The sequence below is a fragment of the Paenibacillus sp. FSL H7-0331 genome, from assembly GCF_001956045.1.
In genome coordinates, this window is the sequence record NZ_MRTH01000006.1 from 174,397 (window position 1) to 193,911 (window position 19,515).

The 19,515-nt window shown below is 47.2% G+C and carries 12 protein-coding genes; all 12 read left to right on the plus strand.

Annotation, left to right across the window (positions count from 1 at the left end; genetic code table 11):
• The first annotated feature begins 5 nt into the window (after nt 1–5).
• The 12 genes from BK127_RS11065 to rpsU all read left to right on the plus strand — a co-directional run bounded on the left by BK127_RS11065 (nt 6) and on the right by rpsU (nt 19,510).
• Entirely contained in the window at nt 6–1,379 is a 1,374-nt protein-coding gene (locus BK127_RS11065) for a class I SAM-dependent rRNA methyltransferase (RefSeq protein WP_076230106.1), read from the plus strand.
• Between the two features lie 256 nt (nt 1,380–1,635).
• Nucleotides 1,636–2,211 carry a nitroreductase family protein gene (locus BK127_RS11070; protein ID WP_076230290.1) on the plus strand — a complete coding sequence of 192 codons (576 nt, stop codon included), beginning with the start codon at nt 1,636–1,638 and terminating at the stop codon, nt 2,209–2,211.
• A gap of 161 nt (nt 2,212–2,372) precedes the next feature.
• A complete protein-coding gene (locus BK127_RS11075; RefSeq protein ID WP_076230107.1) occupies nt 2,373–2,888 on the plus strand; it encodes a sigma-70 family RNA polymerase sigma factor in 516 nt (171 codons plus the stop codon).
• A gap of 81 nt (nt 2,889–2,969) precedes the next feature.
• Nucleotides 2,970–4,160: a hypothetical protein gene (locus tag BK127_RS11080; protein WP_076230108.1), complete on the plus strand. Its 1,191-nt coding sequence runs from the start codon at nt 2,970–2,972 to the stop codon at nt 4,158–4,160.
• A complete protein-coding gene (locus tag BK127_RS11085) occupies nt 4,157–5,116 on the plus strand; it encodes an ABC transporter ATP-binding protein (RefSeq protein WP_076230109.1) in 960 nt (319 codons plus the stop codon). Before BK127_RS11080 ends, BK127_RS11085 begins: the two co-directional genes overlap by 4 nt.
• Entirely contained in the window at nt 5,113–5,997 is an 885-nt protein-coding gene (locus BK127_RS11090; RefSeq protein ID WP_076230110.1) for an ABC transporter permease subunit, read from the plus strand. The genes BK127_RS11085 and BK127_RS11090 overlap by 4 nt, the downstream gene beginning before the upstream one ends.
• 232 nt (nt 5,998–6,229) lie before the next feature.
• Nucleotides 6,230–9,937, plus strand: a complete 3,708-nt coding sequence (gene addB, locus BK127_RS11095) for a helicase-exonuclease AddAB subunit AddB (RefSeq protein WP_076230111.1) — start codon at nt 6,230–6,232, stop codon at nt 9,935–9,937.
• On the plus strand, nt 9,927–13,838 hold the full coding sequence (gene addA, locus BK127_RS11100; RefSeq protein ID WP_076230112.1) for a helicase-exonuclease AddAB subunit AddA: 3,912 nt from the start codon (nt 9,927–9,929) through the stop codon (nt 13,836–13,838). The genes addB and addA overlap by 11 nt, the downstream gene beginning before the upstream one ends.
• A gap of 101 nt (nt 13,839–13,939) precedes the next feature.
• Nucleotides 13,940–16,054, plus strand: coding sequence for a stalk domain-containing protein (locus BK127_RS11105; RefSeq protein WP_076230113.1), 2,115 nt, complete (start codon nt 13,940–13,942; stop codon nt 16,052–16,054).
• A 221-nt stretch (nt 16,055–16,275) separates the two neighbouring features.
• Nucleotides 16,276–18,798: an EAL domain-containing protein gene (locus tag BK127_RS11110; RefSeq protein ID WP_076230114.1), complete on the plus strand. Its 2,523-nt coding sequence runs from the start codon at nt 16,276–16,278 to the stop codon at nt 18,796–18,798.
• Between the two features lie 88 nt (nt 18,799–18,886).
• Nucleotides 18,887–19,231, plus strand: a complete 345-nt coding sequence (locus BK127_RS11115; protein WP_076230115.1) for a histidine triad nucleotide-binding protein — start codon at nt 18,887–18,889, stop codon at nt 19,229–19,231.
• A gap of 105 nt (nt 19,232–19,336) precedes the next feature.
• The gene (gene rpsU / locus BK127_RS11120) at nt 19,337–19,510 is read left to right on the plus strand and encodes a 30S ribosomal protein S21 (RefSeq protein ID WP_076230116.1); all 174 of its coding nucleotides are present in this window, start codon (nt 19,337–19,339) and stop codon (nt 19,508–19,510) included.
• The last annotated feature ends 5 nt before the right edge of the window (nt 19,511–19,515 follow it).

Sequence of the window (19,515 nt, forward strand, 5' to 3'; positions counted from 1 at the left end):
CCCGAATGGCTGCCGTATATTTGGATAAAAAACGTAAAAGACGGCTTGAAGCGGGACATCCGTGGATTTTTCAATCCGAAGTGGAACGAACAGAAGGTGATCCTATTGCAGGTCAATTGCTCTCTGTACATACGCATAACGGTCAATATATGGCTACTGGCTACTGGAACCCGACTTCGCAAATTGTAGTGCGGATTGTTTCCTATGAGCCATTGGAGGCCATGACGCATGCCTTTTTTGTTGATAAATTTAAAATTTGTCTGGAGCATCGAGAACGTTTTGTGCCGGACGCACGCTCATACAGGCTTGTGTATGGAGAAGCGGACCGACTGCCTGGGCTGATCGTGGACCGTTTCGAGGATGTGCTTGTTGTGCAGCTGCTGACACTGGGAATGGATCTTGTACGCGAAGCGATTATTTCCGCCCTGGTCGAAGTTGTTCAGCCTTCGGGAATATATGAACGCAGCGATGTGTCTGTTCGCGAACTGGAGGGCTTGAAGCAGCAAAAGGGCTTACTATATGGCGAATGTCCAAGGCATGTTCGAATCACGGAAAATGGGCTGAGCTTGGAGATTGACATTATGGAAGGCCAAAAAACCGGCTATTTCTTTGACCAGCGTGAAAATAGAGCAGCAATTGCGCCACTCATGGTCGGCTGGGGTAAGCGCAGTGGGATCGAATTGAAGGATGTACCCGATCCGGATGGCTCGGGCGCGTTAGTGAAGATGCCAGTTAATGCAAATGGGAAAGCTGTAACCTTCCCGCTCTGGGACGGGGCAACTGTATTGGAGTGCTTTTCTCATACGGGCAGCTTTACCTTGAATGCCTGCAAATATGGAGCCAAGAAAGTAACCTGCCTCGACATTTCCGAGCATGCGATAGAAAGCGCCAGAAGCAATGTCAGACTCAATGGTTTCGAGGATCGCGTGGAGTTCGTGGTCGCGGATGCATTCGAATATTTGCGTACACAGACTAAGGGATTGGATGAGCGGCAGGAAAGATCTCTTGCAGATCGCAAGAAGCTTGATACCTCGCAGCCGCTGCAGTCTGGGGGTAGAACCTGGGATGTAGTCATTCTCGATCCTCCGGCATTCGCCAAGACAAGAACTGCAGTCGAGGGTGCAATCAGGGGATATAAGGATATTAATCTGCATGGCATGAAGCTCGTAAATGAAGGCGGATATCTCGTTACAGCCAGCTGCTCTTATCATATGAAGCCCGATTTGTTTCTTGAAGCTATACATGCCGCGGCAGTAGACGCGAAGAAGGTCCTCAGGTTGATCGAATTTCGGGCAGCAGGCAAGGATCATCCGCGGATCTTAGGTGTAGATGAAGGTCATTATTTGAAATTTGCCATCTTTGAAGTGAGAAGTAGATAAGCTTCACCGACAAGCCGTCGCTTTCTTTCAGAAAAGCGGCGGTTTTTGCCTGTCAAAATAGGTAAGCTCGTTCTCGCCAGCTTGTAAATGGAGATAACGGTTGAATTGTGTGGATAGGGCTTATATAATAGATTATATTGATAATCATTCTCAAATGAAATCGGCTGATGTCTTTCATGGAGCCAATCAAGGTCTTGTCAAGCGTGATTTACCTATTAAGGGAGGGTTTATTGTGAAACAATCAGTAGAAATTTCGATGAATATATGGGAAGCCATTCGAGAACGGCGCAGTATCGGTAGGGTTAAGCAGGACCCGGTTGAACGGGAAAAGATCGAATTATTACTTGAAGCAGCTTCCTGGGCACCCAGTCATCACGCTACAGAGCCTTGGCGTTTTTTTGTATTAACAGGTGAAGGCAGAGGTGTGTTGGGTCAGGCTTATGCGGATATTGCTGCAGAGGCAGCTCAAGGGCTTGGGCCAGAGGAGCTGGAATCCATTCGCAGTAAATCGAGAGCGAAAGCTTTTCGTGCTCCTCTTGTAATCGCCATTGCCGTCTCCCCTTCAGTGGATCCGAAGGTTAGTCGGATAGAGGAATTTGCTGCTGCCCATTCAGCCGCTCAGAATATGTTGCTTACTGCTCATGCTTTGGGTTTAGGCACCATTTGGCGTTCAGGGGATCCGATGTATCATCATCGTATGAAGCAGGCGTTTGGACTTACGGAGTCGGAGGAACTGGTAGGACTTATCTATATTGGTTACCCGGATATGCCGCAGCTTACAGGTAAAAGAGTGTCTTATGAAGAGAAAACCGTATGGATCTCAAATGAATAAATAACAAGGATAGATTACTATAATTTTGAAACAGGCTGCGCTTTGACAGAGCAGTCTGTTTGTCGTTAGGCGATACTTTTTCTATTAATTTTTGAAGTTTGATACAAAATAAGCCTGGTACTCGTCTTATATATAGCTGCAGCTGAAAGGAGGATAATCGATTGCAACATCCTACAAACGATTACTTTAAAGAAGTTTTTCATACTCATTATCCGTCAGTGCGTCGAAAGCTGGTGGCGCTCGTGCGTGACGAAGCTATAGCAGAAGACTTGGCACAGGAGGTTTTTCTCAGATTATATCGCAATCCACCGGAGGAGCCGCAAGTTATCGGTGCCTGGCTGCATCGGGTGCTGACTCGTATTGGATACGACCATCTGAATAAACAAGCGCGTGAGCGGAAGCTTCAGGAAAAGCAGGAGCAATACATGCAGACTGCCGAACAACTGGGTGCATCCAACGAACAGACATTTATTCGACAGTTGGATCAGGAGGAAGTTCGTGATTGGTTGGACCAGCTGCCTGAGCGTGACCGCAATGCACTGCTGCTTCGCTATTCCGGATACAGCTATGCTGAAATAGCTGAGCAGCTTCAGGTGAACCCACCGCTCGTAGGAACATTGTTAAACCGGGCAACCGCCAAGCTTAAACGACATGCTGAAGCACGTACGCAAATCTGACAGAAGTTAAAAGATCATCGATAAACAATGATGGGTACAAGCGATGATCGGAAATGTGAACTGCCAAGGAGGCGAAAACTGTTGACAAGATTGAAACCAACTATAGCGAATGATCCGAAGAACGAAGAGAAACTTACAAGCGCTGCCTGGGAGAGGCTGCAAGCCTCCCTTAAAGAAGAGGGAGAACAACCGCAATGGCTGTTGTTAGGGCAAAGAGCTATGGCTGATCGTACCGAGGAAGCTGCAGCAGTGAGTGAGCTGGACGCACAACAGACTCAGATACTAGGAGCAGGCAAGACGATTCATACGCCACTTAAGTCGAGCCAACCCGTATTGAATGATTCAGATGCCAAGCTAACAACTGAGGAGCGAAAGGTGCATAATCGTGCAGGAGTCTTCAGCAGCTGGATACGCCGTAATAACAAGAGAATTTGCATCGCAACTGCCGCATGCCTGCTGGTTGGCGTTATTGCTACACCTATAGGAAATGAGGCACTCGCATCCATTTTGAACAAATTTCGCATGCAGCAGGTTACCGTTGTTAATGAAAATGATCTGCAGCAGCTGTTTTACAACGCTACGAATGGGGAAACACGTGAATCCGCCAATAAGTTTGGTGATTTCACACAGGTATCAGGCAATAAATCGGGTGAGTTAACTGCTGTTGAAGCTTCCAAGCTGCTCGGACGTAGTATCGTGGTTCCAAAGGATTGGAATGCAAAGGAGCAAAAGCTGTATATCTCGCCGTCCAATGCCATTACACTCAAGCTGAAGGTAGATGAAGTGAACAAAACCATGCTTCGTCTCGGAGCAAAAAAGCTGCTTCCACAATCGATCGACGGTAAGCCGATCACGCTTGATATCGGTGAATCGGTGCATATTCATACAAGTATAAAAGATAAACCAGGTTATTCCTTCTCACAACAGCCAGTGCCGGTTATCACAGTAGATCCGACAATCCCTGTTGCAGAGGCCTATGATGCATTGCTTCAATTCCCGCTTTTGCCAGATAGTCTGAAGCAGAGCCTGCAGCAAACGAATGTATTAAGTGGAGGAGCGGTTCCGCTGCCAGTCGTGACTAATGGTCAATCGGAGAAATTAAAGCTGAATAACCTGGATATCATTATGACGACAAGCAGCTCAGGGAAATATGTTTATTATATGGCAACCTGGGTGAAAAATGGACAATTGTATACATTGAGTGGTGGGCAAGAAGTATTTGCAAACCGTCAAGCCCTGCTTGATCAACTAACAGAGCTGACTCAATTATGAAAAATGCGGTTGTGGATGCAAGAGGTTTAACGAAGGACTACGGCAACGGCCGCGGCTGCCGTGAGATTACGATTCAGATCGGTCAGGGTGAGGCATTCGGCTTCCTCGGTCCGAATGGAGCTGGTAAAAGTACATTTGTTAAAATGCTGGTTGGATTAATTCGTCCAAGTGGTGGTCGTGCATTTATTCTCGGAGAGCCTATTGGCTCTCTGGAGGCACGCAGGCATATCGGTTATTTGCCAGAGCTGTACCGCTATCAGGAATGGCTGAGCGGAGAGGAAGTATTACTGCTTCATGCCCGACTATGTGGTATGAAGGATTCGGAAGCAAAGCCTGCTATCAAACGATTGCTTGATGAAGTGGGAATTGGTCTTCGTGGACGAGACCGTGTGAAACATTATTCCAAAGGCATGCAGCAGCGGCTCGGCTTGGCATGCGCCATGATTAATGATCCACAGATTATTTTTCTGGATGAGCCTTCTTCGGCACTGGATCCGATAGGCCGCAATGAAGTAAGGGTGATGCTGCAGCGGCTGCGCAGTCAGGGGAAAACAATCTTTCTCAACTCGCATTTACTTGAGGATGTGGAGTTGTTGTGTGACCGGGTTGCCTTATTAAATAATGGTGACATCTTGCAGACAGGTACGGTTGCAGAGGTTCTTCAGGAATCGATCCGTTGGCGCTTTCGCGTCGGCGGATTTACGCCGTTTTTTTTAACGTGGCTTGTGGAGAACACAGGATTGTCTATCGTGAAGGTGGACAACCCTTTGGATTCAGAGGGTGATATCGTTTGGCTGGAAGCAGAGCTCGAGGACGACGAGCAGATCGGCTGGTTGAACAATCTGGTCGTCGAGCAAGGGCTGACCTTATATGAAGTGCATAAAGTGAAAGCACGTTTGGACGAGTGGTTTGTCGGTGCGCTCACCGGAATCAGTCATAGGGGGGAGCACATATGACAACGATTATTGCTATGACCTGGAAAGAAATGCTGCGCAAGCGTGTGATGCTATTAACTTTACTGATGACTACGGTATTCATGGTAGCCTTTTGGTTCGTAGCGCAAACGATTGGCGCAGATTTGCGGACAAATGGAGGCGGTTCTGAGCAATCGGTCTCTTATCTGATCGAACGTTTCAAGCTGGGCTCCATGATTCTTGCGCTTGGATTTTTCTTTGGCTCCTTCGTAACCGCTTTTCTATCGATATTCAGCTCCTTCTCCTCGGTAGCAGGAGAAGCAGAGCAAGGTGTGCTGCTTGCTCTACTGCCACGGCCATTAGCCAGATGGCGCTGGTACGCAGGCAGATGGATCGGTTACGTTACACTGGGGATTGGTTACGCCCTTCTGCTATTTGTTTCTATCATGCTCGTAGCGCGTTACCACGCAGCAATTCCTTTGGATTGGCTGCTGCTTGTGAAGTCATTTGTGCTTTTTGCATGGGTAGTACCCTTGCTGGTATCGGTATCTATGCTTGGCTCTTGTCTATTTTCCGCACTGGGCAATGGTGTGTTTATGACCATGCTGTTTGGTGCGGGTTGGTTGGGTGGCATGATTGAGAAGGTGTCCGGAAGCTTATTGCGTAGAGATGCTTCCCTACAGCCACTCAAAACGATAGCGGGGCTGATGTCCTTGGTGATGCCAGCGGATTCCATTCAACAGCGAATGCTGTCTGAAATGTTTTCTTTATCGGATATAACGGGTTTGATGAATATTAATCAATCCCTGGGACCATTCGGGTTCGGTCAGGAGCCCACAAACCTCTTTTTACTGTACACGGCTTGTTATACCTTGGCTGCACTGGGGCTTGGGATGTGGATATTTCAAAGAAAAGATTTGTAGGTTGGAAAATAAAGCTAAATATATAGCTCCGTGTCCTCTGATAAGGATAGCGGGGCTTTTATTTTCACATAATAGGAACAAATGTTCTTATTTGGGCTCGTGTGGTATAATACATCCATTAGATCCCTTTTGGTATGACACCAAATTTTGATACAATGAAAAGAACGGCAATAATGAACAGAACATGATCAGCGCACTTTCAGAGGTTGTAGAGGTTTAGGAGGAGAATTACATGGCTGTGCAATTTATACTGGGCAGAGCTGGCACTGGCAAAAGTACATATTGCTTGCGCAGCATGACCCATCAATTAATTGAATCTCCCGGCGGAAGGCCGCTCATTTTATTAGTACCGGAACAGGCTACTTTTCAAGCCGAGTATGCATTAGCTTCTTCCCCAGAGCTTGGAGGGACGATGCGTGCTCAGGTGCTTAGCTTTCGCAGGCTTGCCCTGCGTATTATGCAGGAAGTAGGCGGAATAGCGAGATTGCCTATTGATGATATTGGGAAAAGGCTGTTGTTGCACCATATCCTACATAAACATCGTGAACGGCTTAAACTGTTTCAGTCCTCGGCTGATCAGATGGGTTTTATAGATAAATTGGCTGATTTATTTAATGAGTTCAAGCGCCATTGTGTCACCTCGGAAGGCCTTGCCGTGTTCGTATCAGGGACATCAGGTGAGGGTCAGGCATCTCCAATGCTGGCTGACAAGCTGCATGACCTGCAGCTGGTATATGGTGAGTTCGAAGCGGAGCTTTCCCGGGCCTATCTCGATGGTGAAGATTATTTGACACTGTTGGCCGAGCAGCTTCCCAGGTCTCAATATGTTAAGGACGCCGTGTGCTGGATCGATGGGTTTCATGGCTTCACACCGCAGGAAATGGCGGCGATCGAAGGCCTGGCTGCCGCCTGCAGCGACGTTAAGATTACATTGACCCTGGATAAGGCCTATAAGCTGGGCGATAAGCTGCATGAGCTGAACTTATTTCATCGTACAGCAAGAACAATGTTAAAGCTAAAGGAACGTTTGGATCATTTGGGCCTGGTTGAGCAGGAGACGATCGTATTACCCTCGCAGCCGCCGTTTCGTTACGGGAACAGTCCGATGCTCGCTTATATGGAACAATCCTTTGAGCAGCGTCTGAAACAGCCTTACGTCCCGTCTGGCGAGATGAATCGCGGAGATATTTTGATTGCTGAAACGCCAAAGCAGCAGCTCCAATTATCAGCGGCCGTTAATCGTAGAGCCGAGGTGGAAGGGGTTGCTCGCGATATTCTGAAGCTGGTTCGTGAAGGAGGACTGCGGTATCGCGATATTGCCGTTACGCTGCGTAATACTGAAGCATACGGCGAGCTGTTGGCTGGTACCTTTAACGATTGCGGAATCCCGCACTTCTTTGATTCCAAGAGAACAATCATGCATCATCCACTGGTAGAGCTGATACGTTCTTCGATGGACGTTATTCTGCATTATTGGAAATACGATGCTGTGTTTCGTTGTGTGAAAACTGGCTTCTTTTTGCCGATAGAGGGTGAAAGCAGCTCTGAGCAGCTGGGCAGCCACGAACTCGATCAATTAGAAAATTATGTGCTTGCCTTTGGCATTCAAGGTGCCAGATGGTTTGATGGGAAGCCTTGGACCTATTCACTTCGCGCAAGCGTAGAGCAGCCTGATGTAATAACAACGGATCGAGAAACCGTTCACCTGCGCAAAATCAATGCATGTCGCAGCCTCGTCGCCCAACCGCTGCATGCTTTTCAAGAGCGTATGAAGAAAACAGTACGGATTACGGATAAGGTAACCGCCTTATACCAGCTTCTAATCGATTTGCATGTACCCGAAAGGCTGGAGAACTGGAGTCAGGCTGCATTGCAGGAGGGAAATCCTGAGAAGGCGCGGGAGCACGCCCAAATATGGGAACGGATTATTGAAATGCTGGATCAGATGGTTGAGCTTCTGAAAGAGGAGGAACTATCTGCGGAAACGTTCGCAAGCTTGCTGGAGGCGGGTATGGAGAGCATCCGGTTGGGACATGTTCCTCCATCACTGGATCAGGTGCTGATCGGAAACATGGATCGTACCCGAACAGGAGCCGTTAAGCATATATTTGTACTGGGTGTTAACGAAGGAATTATTCCAGCCAAAATCAGTGAGAATGGGGTTCTGTCCGAGCACGAACGCGAATCCTTGTCCGACCAGGGCTTGATGATGGCAGATGGTGCACGTCGTCGACTGCTCGATGAAATGTTCATGATTTACAGTACATTTTGCACGCCTTCAAGCTGCTTGTGGCTCAGTTATCCACTGGCTGACGAGGAAGGGAAAACACTGCTGCCCTCAGAAATTATTAGGCAGATGAAGCGAATGTTTCCTTTTGTAGGGGAGCGTCTGCTTGTGATGGAGCCGATTGGGACCATGAGCATGAAGGAACAATTGGAATATGTGGAGCATCCATCCAAAGCTCTCAGCTATTTGCTTGCCAAGCTTAAGTCCTGGCTGAACGGAGAGCCGATGCCGCCGGTTTGGTGGGCCGTCTACAATTGGCTTATTGAGCAACCAGAATGGGGCGGACGGTTAAAAGCGTTGATGCAGTCGCTGCAGTTTACTAATGAGGCAAAGACATTAAGTCCGACAACAAGCAGAATGTTGTATGGGGAGCATATTTTGTCGAGTGTGTCCCGGATGGAGCGTTTTGTTGCCTGCCCTTTTTCACAATTTACATCGCATGGCCTGAAGCTTCAGGAGCGCCGTATTCATCGGCTGGAATCACCGGATATCGGACAGCTGTTTCATGCTGCGCTTAGCTCGTTTGCCGTAGAGGTGTCGAACCAAGGCAGTGATTGGGGAGAGCTTAGCTCTCAGGATTGCATGAATCTGGCGGGCAATGTGGTGGATTTGTTGGCTCCTCGATTACAAAGTGAAATCCTGCTCAGCTCCAATAGACATCATTATATCGCCCGCAAGCTTAAGCAGGTTGTGGGTCGGGCTGCCATGATGCTGGGTGAGCACGCACGACGTGGAAAGTTTCAGCCAGTGGGTCTGGAAATTGGATTCGGAACGGGACAGACCATACCTCCTTTATCGTATCAGCTTGCCAATGGTATACATATGGAGGTGCGAGGTCGAATAGACCGAGTAGACCGCGCAGACACAGAGCAGGGGACGCTGCTACGCGTCATAGATTATAAATCGAGTCCAACCGCACTGCTGCTCTCAGAGGTGTATTATGGCCTATCGCTGCAAATGCTGACTTATCTGGACGTTATTCTTACCCACTCCAAAGCATGGCTGGGTATAGAAGCCAAGCCGGCAGGCGTGCTGTATTTTCACGTACATAACCCGCTGTTGCAGATGAAGAACAGAATTTCAACCGAAAAAGCCGATGAAGAGCTCCGTAAACGTTATAAAATGAAAGGGCTGCTTCGCGCTGATGCCGAAACAGCAACGCTGATGGACGGTGGGTTGATTGAAGCCAGCGGGCACTCACAGCTGATTCCGGTCGCACTCAAAAAAGATGGAAGCTTTTATAAATCTTCCTCTGTTGCCGACGATGCGCAGTGGAATACACTCCGTGATTATGTTCGCCATACGATTGAAGGGATTGGTAGCGCCATGACTGGCGGTGATGTCGGAATTGAGCCGTATCGTATGGGTGTGGACAAGGCCTGTACGCATTGCTCCTATAAATCAGTATGTCAATTCGATACTCAATTCGAAGCCAATGAGTACAAGCTCCTGCTGCCTGTCGCTAAAGATCGTGCCTTGGAGCTGATGAACGAAAGGCTGGAGGCAAAAGGTGATCTGCATGTAGTACCCTTCCGACGGACGAAAGCCAAGCAAGTGATCGATATACAGGAGCAGGAAGATGTCGGAGCTGAGCCGTTTATGAAGCAGCCTGAAGCTCTACAAGGAAAAGAAGGTGTGAACGATGATCAATAGAACCATAAAACCAGAAGGAACCTCGTGGACGGAGGATCAATGGGATGCCATTTCGATACATGGGCATGACATGCTCGTTGCAGCAGCAGCCGGTTCAGGCAAAACCGCGGTACTGGTTGAACGGATCATCCGCCGCATTTCATCAGAGCAAGAGCCGGTTGATGTAGACAGGCTGCTGGTAGCGACTTTCACCAATGCTGCTGCTGCAGAAATGAGACATCGGATTAGCGAAGCTCTGGAAAAGGAGCTGGAGCGTAACCCCGGCTCCGATCATGTACGCAGACAGCTGGCCTTAATGGGAAGAGCGTCGATAACGACACTTCATTCCTTTTGCCTGGAGGTGATTCGCACTCATTACCAGAAGGTCGGACTGGACCCGGGCTTTCGTATTGCCAATGAAACTGAAAGTGACCTGATGCGTCAGGATTTGATAGAGGAATTATTCGAGGAGCAATATGGCAGCTCGACAGAGGATAGTGATTTTTGGAAGCTGGCCGAGTGGTTTAGCGGGGAGAAAACGGATGATGCGCTTTATCGACTCGTGCAGAAGCTATACGATGATTCGCGTAGTCATCCTTGGCCTGAACGATGGTTGAGGGAGACCGCAGCTATGTTCAATAGGGGTGCGGATACACCTAATCCTTGGATTCCAGGGCTGCTGGTTTCGGTTCGAATGGAGCTGGAGGGAATATCCGCACTGCTGCAGGAAGCAATCCATTTGGCTGAGCAGCCGGGAGGACCTTCACCTTATTTATTGAATTTGCATGAGGATCTGGAAGCCATAGCTTATCTGCAGCAGGTCGCTGATTACTCGTGGGAACACCTCTACAAGTCTTTTCAAGGCGCTTCCTTTGGGAAGCTCAAGCCCTGCAAGGGCTCCGATTACGACAAGCAACTGCAGGAGCAGGTCAAGGATTTACGAAGCAAGGCCAAGGATCAGCTGTCCGATTTGACTGAGGAGCTTTTTAGCCGAACAACCGAGCAATATGAGGAAGAGCTGCTGGTGCTGGCACCTTTAATGAGTGCCTTGGTGGAACTGGTTATTGAATTCGGCAATCGCTATCAGGCTGCCAAGCAGGCTAAGGGGCTTGTTGACTTTGGGGATCTGGAGCATTTTTGTTTACAGCTGCTGTCGGATGTAGATCCGGTAAGCGGAGGAATTGGACCGTCCGAGATTGCTAAAGGCTATCGGGATCGTTATGTCGAGGTGCTACTGGACGAGTATCAGGATACGAATCGTGTGCAGGAAACGATTGTTGCTTTTATATCACGTGAGCTGCCAGGCAATCGGTTTATGGTCGGAGATGTAAAGCAGAGTATTTACCGCTTTCGGTTGGCGGAGCCTGGTCTGTTTCTGGAGAAGTATAAAAACTATCCAAGTGATGATACCGTCCCGGGACAGCGTATTGACTTGGCCCGTAATTTTCGCAGTCGTACGTCTGTTGTGAATGGAGTCAACTATATATTCAAGCATATCATGGGTGAAGCAGTTGGTGAAATTGACTATGATGACCGGGCTGAGCTTAAATATGGAGCTGATTATTACCCGGAATGGAACACAGAGACGAATGGCTCGGAAGCCATCGAGCTGCTGCTTATAGACCGCTCTGAGGATCTTGAAGCATCGAGAGCGACGGAAGATGCGGATCAGGAAACGGGGGCGTCAGATCAGGGCTCAGACGGTTTGACTGAGGGGTACGATACGGATGCTGGAATCGACCTTGCCGCAGAGGCGCGTGAGATGGAGACGGTACAGCTTGAAGCAAGAATGATTGCGGCTCAAATTCATAAACTGCTTGGACAGACCGGCGACGGTACTTTTCAGGTATTTGACAAATCGGCGAAGGGTCCGCGAGATGTGACTTATCGGGACATCGTTATTTTGCTTAGAGCGACCCAGCAGTGGTCTCCCGTTCTGATTGAAGAGCTGCGGCAGCAGGGGATTCCTGCTTATGCAGAGCTGAATACAGGGTATTTTTCCGCGATGGAAGTCGAGGTCGTGTTATCCTTGTTGAAGGTGATCGATAATCCCTTTCAGGATATTCCGCTTGCTTCCGTGCTCCGCTCGCCAATCGTTCAATTGACAACAGAGCAGCTCGCGTGTATCCGCATTGCCAGCAGTCAGGGCTCCTTTTACGAAGCGATGTGCTTGTATGCGATCGAGGGAGCACATGAATCCGGACCTGGCGGAAAGCTTGCGATGGATAGAGACTTGCAAAACAAGCTTCGCGTTTTTATGGCCCTTTTGGACGGTTGGAGGGAAGAGGCGCGACACGGCGCATTGGCAGATTTGATCTGGAATATTTTCCGGGTTACCGGCTTCTTTGATTTTGTTGCTGGGCTGCCCGGTGGTCAGCAGCGTCAAGCCAATTTAAGGGCATTGTATGATCGTGCCCGTCAATATGAAGCAACATCATTTCGCGGGTTGTTTCGGTTTCTGCGTTTTGTTGAACGGATGAAGGACAATGGGGGAGACCTTGGTACCGCTCGAGCTCTCGGTGAACAGGAAAATGTGGTGAGGATCATGTCGATCCATAAAAGCAAGGGCTTGGAATTTCCTGTTGTCTTCTGTGCGGCAATGTCCAAAAGATTCAATATGCGCGACCTGACTGAGGCTTTTATGGTTCATAAGGACCTTGGATTTGGACCCAAGTTTACCGACTCAGCAGCAAGAATCAGCTATCCCACGCTGCCTTGGCTCGCTATCAGGCGCAAGCAGCGTATGGAAATGATCGCTGAAGAGATGCGCGTGCTTTATGTAGCCCTAACCCGTGCACGAGAGAAGCTGTATATTTTGGCTACGATCAAAGGGGCAGACAAGCTGCTGCATCAGTGGTCACGGTATGTGGATCATGATAAGCTGCTGCTGCCAGATTCCGCTGTCTCTAGTGCGCGCTCATATATGGATTGGATCGGACCAGCGATCATGCGCCATCCGAGCGGGGCATCACTGCGTCATCAAGCGGGTATTAGCAACAAGCCGCCTGAATTTATGAACAAGGAAACCTCCTTGTGGCAGGTGCAGATCATTAGACCGGAGCATGCTGCCGCGCATGCCCAAGCGGCCGTTACAGCAGCTGTCGATGAACAACAAAAGCAATCCGTACTTGGATTAGAGCATGTAGAAGAAGGACAGTATTGGGAATATGAAGTTGCGCATAAACTGGCATGGACATATCCTGAAGCCCAAGCGTCCACACTGCCTTCAAAAATTTCTGTCACTGAATTGAAACGGCAGTCCGAGCATATCCGCCTGCTGGCCAATGAATCCGGTGAGACGCTTTATCCAGAGGCAGCGGAAGTGATAAACCCGGTCTATCAGCCAGTCATTGTTCGGCGTCCGCGATTTATGGAGCAGAAGAAAATGAATGCAGTAGAGCGTGGTACCGTGTTTCATGCTGTGATGCAGCATATTCCTATCACCCACGAACCTTCGATTCAGGATGTGCAGGAAACTCTGGATGATATGGTACAGAGAGAGTTAATCACAGACGAGCAGAGTCAAGTGGTGGAGCCAGAAGTCATCGCAGCTTTCTTTCGCAGCCATGTGGGACAACGCCTTTTACATTCGTCCGAGGTATATCGTGAGGTTCCCTTCAGCTATGGAATTCCTGCCAATGAGGCCTATGCAGACTCTGATTCATCCGAATCGCAGTCATCGGACATCGTTTTGCTGCAGGGTATGATTGATTGCTTGTTTGTAGAAGCAGACGGCCTTGTTCTGATTGATTTCAAAACGGACCGTGTTCCAGATGACAGTGAAACTTCTGTAAATATGATCAAAGAGCGTCATAGACAGCAAATCGAATTGTATGCGAACGCAGTGGAAACGATCTGGAAACGGCCAGTGAAGGGGAAATATATCTTTTTATTTGATGGTGCAAGATTGCTGGAGCTGTGATCCTAGCAACCATTTTTTTGACAAGACCTAACTATATCTGCTGTATAATGGGTACAGATGACATTTAAAGTCGTCTTTTTCAGAAGTAGGGGGAGAGAAGTATGAAACTATTTGGCAAGAAAACATCACATTTCAAAAAAGGTCTAGCCACATGCATGGTAGCCTCAATGCTGCTATCGGGAGCTTCTGCTGTCCAGGCGGATCCGATTTGGGATCGATGGCAAGCAGCAGAAAAGGCTAACAAGAACGGTCACCCGGAGCTTGCTGTTCCGGATTGGAAGTTTCTTGTCGACCACTATGCTTCAATTGGGGATTGGCAGGGGGCTGCATTATTTTGCGGATGGCTTGATGAGTACTATGACAAGATCCAGGATTACGAGAACGCGATTTATTATTATGAGCTGGAAAATATGTACTGGCTCAAAGACGGCAAGGATTGGGGAGCTGTTGATTTGCAACGCGCCGAGCAGATTCGGACGATTACGGATCTGTACATGTCCACGTCTGACGTTGAGGTCTTGAAGAAGCAAGGTGCTCCAGTGAGTGGCAAGCTGGCTAAATACGAACCGGAATATGGAATATATATTGGAATGTACTCCGAACAGGATCCGGCAATGGGCAATAACTTTAGTAAATCGCAATCCGTGTATGGCAGCAAGCACGCCCATTATTTAGCATATACCCCATATGATGCACCATTCCCCAAGCAGTATGCGACTAATGCCAAGCAGGCGGGGGCGGGACTGCAGATTGCCTGGGAACCGAGTAATGGTCTGGATTCCGTGCAGGATAATGCACATTTAAGGGAATGGGCACGCGCGGCTAAGGCAACAGGTATTCCGATCTTTTTGCGCTATGCCAGTGAAATGAATGGTAATTGGGTAGTCTGGCATGGAGATCCACAGAAGTATATTGAGAAATTCCGGCTAGTGCATGACGTGATGGCAGAGGAAGCACCGAATGTGGCGATGGTGTGGAGTCCTGGAGATGTACCCGCCTATTCGATGGATGTGTACTATCCGGGGGATGATTACGTCGACTGGGTTGGAGTGAACATGTATACGGAGCCTTATGAGAATGGGAATCCGGCGACTGCCAATATGCAGGCAACGAGTCCGATAGAACGGCTGGATTATTTATACAAAACCTATTCGGATCGCAAGCCACTCATGATCAGTGAAACGGCTGTATCACATTATGCTCATATTCCGCAAGAATCGTTTACTGATTACGGGCTGCTGAATTTGCATCGTTTGTACCAAATCATGCCACTTAAATACCCGCGTCTCAAATCGATCAATTACTTTAATGTGGATTTGAAGGATCGCGAGTCCCGCAATAACTATCTACTTGGCGACAATGAAGCGATGAAAAAGCTGTACAGCAGCATGATCACTGCACCCTTTTATTTAAAAAAGGTTGAGCAGGGCTCAAAGCCTGCGGATAGCGTAGGTCATATAAAGCTGAATAATCAACGGAATTCTTTTCAAGGTAAAACTCAGATCACGCCTTGGGTAAAGATACCTGACTTATATATCCATCAAATCGATTATTTCATTAATGGTAAGCTCATCGAATCGCAGAGCAATCCACCATTCGGCATTGAGCTGAACGCCGACCAGGTTCCCGAAGGCTCCACGCTGCAGCTGAATATTTATAACCGTGCTGGATATCAGGTTGCGAGCAAGTCGTATCCGTTGTCCGCTGATATATCTGTAACTATTGATGGTAAGCTGCAAAAGTACGAACAAGCTCCTGTTATTCGTGAAGGCAATACACTCGCTCCGCTTCGGGCTATCTTTGAGTCCATGGGAGCCACCGTGGATTGGGATGCGAGTACTCAGACTGCGACAGGTCGAAAGGGTGGGACTTCGGTTTCTCTACGTGTGGGTGAGCGTAAAGTGATCAAAAATGGTCAGACCATAGAACTGGAGGTTCCAGCGCAGCTCATTAACGGGTATACTATGGCGCCGGCACGTTTTATCGGTGAGGCTTTTGGCGGTGTATTGGATTGGGATAGTAAGGCACGCAAGGTTATAATCAAAACCTCCACCACAACATCCATGTTACACGACTCCCAGGCTCCGGTTTCATCAGCGTCGATGCTGCTCAATCAGCATGATCAACGATCTGAAACAGTTACAACGAGCTTGTCTGACAGGCTGGTTGCTGCTTTTCTGCTTACATGGAAAAATGTGATCATGGCTGTATCGTAGAAACGCGAACAATAATTAATAAAACAATAGATTTCATACGTTATTTCGGGGGAATCACATAAAAACATAAAGTGTTTCCCCGAAATAACCACAAAAACATAATATTTTGTATAAACATCTGTTGAATATTAACAATGTAAGGTGTATATTTCTAACAGAAAAGAAATATTTTTGACTATGGTTTTTTCAATTTGTAGCAGATATAGCAACGGAGGACTTTAATGAAAAATTGGTTGCTTCCGGCCACCGCGTTAATGAATCGTTTGAATTATATGCAAAAGTTTTTTTTAATTGGCCTACTGTTAGTGCTGCCAAGCGGACTTTTTATTACATTGCTGATAGGGAACATCAATAAGGAGATTGAATCCTTAATTAAAGAAAGACAAGGGCTCGAATATATAACGGGTGTCAGCCATTTTATTGAAGATTTACAATTACACAGAGGTATGAAAAATGCTTACTTGCACGGAGACCATTCATTTGACCAGCAGTTGACAAGCAAGCGTGTGGATATTGAAAAAGATATTCAACAAATCAGAGCGATGAACCAACTCTATGGCGAGGTACTGCAACCGGAGACACGTTTTAACCAAATGATGGATGACTGGGAGCTTATCAAAGATATTAAGTCAGTGAGTGATGCCAACTTAAGCTTTTCCATACATAGTGAAATCATTGCTCAATCCATAGCGTTAACTGAACATGTCAGCAGCACGTCAGGGTTGAAGACCGATCGGCACAACGAAAGCTATAACCTGGTTGATGGGCTAATTGGCAAGCTGCTTGTCATGCTTGAACATTTGGGGCAAACAAGAGGTATCGCTTCCGGTATTGCCGCTGATAAGCAGCTTGGAATAGATCTCAAGACACAATTAACCGTTTTGAGAGGGTTGATTCGTTCGGCTCTTGATATTGTAAAAGGGAGCCTGAATATTATTTATGAGGAAGACCCTTCGTTAAAACAACCGATTAAGCGGCAAATGGATGCTATTGAGCAAGGAATTAATCAATTCATTTACTGGCTGGATACTGAAATTATGAATGCTAACAGCTTACAGATATCATCACCAGCTATATTTGAAATAGGTACCTCCTCGATTCAAATGGGCTTTGAGCTTCAACATACCGGCATACCGATTATAGATCATCTACTTCAAGAACGCATAGAAGCATGGGTCAGACAAAGAATGATGTTTTTGGCTATATTAACGATTGCTTGTCTGGTTGTGGCTTATTTGTTTCTCGGGCTGTATCGATCTGTCATTCATTCTGTACATGCTTTGAACGATGCCTCTTCCAGACTGGCTGAAGGCGATCTGACAGCAAGAGTTAGGCTGAATTCACAGGATGAATTGCTTTCCGTGGGCACGGCCTACAACCATATGGCAGAAGCTTTTGAAAGTATATGGAGTGAGAGAAAGGCACACGAAGAGCAGCTGAAGTATCGTGCTTATCATGATCAGCTTACGGGCTTACCCAACAGAGTTAATTTTCAGGAGCAATTAAATGCACATATTGGGGATAGCAGGCGATTAGACCGAATGCTGGCTATTTTATTTATTGATCTGGACCGGTTTAAAATCGTGAACGATACGTTGGGTCATAAAGCAGGTGATCTGCTGCTTCAAACCGTAGCGGTTCGCTTGTCGGACGAGCAGTTCGCTAACTGTCAGCTCTTTCGAATGGGTGGTGATGAATTTACAGCCATTATTCCCTTTATTGAGTCCAAGGAAGAGGCGGTTTCGATCGCAGAGCGGATGCTCACCGTATTGGATCAGCCCATTACCCTCGATACATACGAAATGAAAGCTTCCGCAAGTATCGGCATCAGTGTGTATCCTTCTGACGGACAAACCTTGCAGGAACTATTAACCAATGCGGATATGTCCATGTATGTAGCCAAAAAACAAGGCAGCAATGGGTACCAATTATATCATCCATTGCTGAACGAGCAAGCTCAGAGAAAGCAAGCTATGGAATTGGAATTACGTATGGCCCTGGAAAGAAACGAGTTTTCGCTATATTACCAGCCTCGTATTCAACTGCTGGGTGGACATTATACGACTGTTGAGGCACTTATCCGCTGGAATCATCCTGAGCTGGGACTTGTCGCTCCTGCGATTTTTATTCCCTTGGCCGAAGAAACAGGTTTAATAAAACCTATCGGAGAGTGGGTGCTTCGTACTGCCTGTCGGCAAAGTAACCAGTGGCAATCGGAAGGGATAACAGATGTAAATATGGCTGTTAACATATCAGGTGTTCAATTTCAGAGTGACTACTTTATTCAAGAGATTGCTGATATTCTTGCCGAGTCCGACTTTGATCCGAATAAGCTTGAATTTGAGCTGACGGAAAGTGTTGTGATGGTTAACGTACCCCAGGCGATCTCCAAGATGAAGCAGCTCAGAGATCAAGGTATTCGAATTTCAATCGATGATTTTGGAACCGGTTTTTCATCGCTTAGTTATTTGAAATATTTTCCGGTTGATATACTAAAAATTGACCGTTCTTTCGTTAAAGATATCCCACTCGCCCCCAAGGACACGGCTATTACCAAAACAATTATCGCGCTAGCCCGCAGACTTGGCTTGGAGGTTGTTGCTGAAGGTGTGGAAACAGAGGAACAGATGGCCTTTTTGAAAAGCAGAAATTGTAACGAGGCTCAAGGCTATTTATTAAGCAAGCCATTACCAGCTCTTGAAATGACAGCGCTTTTAAAAAACCACCAACTTTCTGTCGGATAGCATCAAGCGCTGACTGGATTTTCAGACCTGCATTCGGTATGATAGAAAAGTAATTCTGATCATTGAGTATAAAGGAGGATTTCCACCTGTGAGCTGTATATTTTGCAAAATCGTAGAAGGATCGATTCCTTCCAGCAAAGTGTATGAGAATGAGCAAGTATTGGCATTTCGCGACATTCAGCCTGCTGCACCTGTACATATTTTAATTATACCGAAAAAGCATATTGCGACCATGAATGATGTTGAGGCGGATGACCGTGGATTGATCGGTGATTTACATATGGCTGCCCAGGAAATTGCCAAACAGGAAGGCGTTTATGACAGTGGCTACAGGTTGATTAACAACTGTGGCGCAGACTCCGGACAAGTGGTTTTCCACATTCATTACCATTTATTAGCTGGTGAAAAGCTTGGTGCACTCAACGCAAAATAAATTTTTGCCATCTAGGTTGACCTATGTTTGTGTATGCAATATAATTGTAGTTGATAAACTGCTTTTTTTTGTCTTGGACGGTCTGTTCGGAGGGAGGGAAAACTGGTGTCAGAAACTCGAGTTCGCAAAAATGAAACTATAGATGCTGCACTTCGTCGCTTTAAGCGCACCATCGCAAAAGATGGCGTGTTAGCGGAGGTAAAGAAACGCAAGCATTATGAAAAACCAAGCGTTAAGCGTAAGTTAAAGTCTGAGGCTGCTCGTAAGAGAAAGTTCTAGGGGGC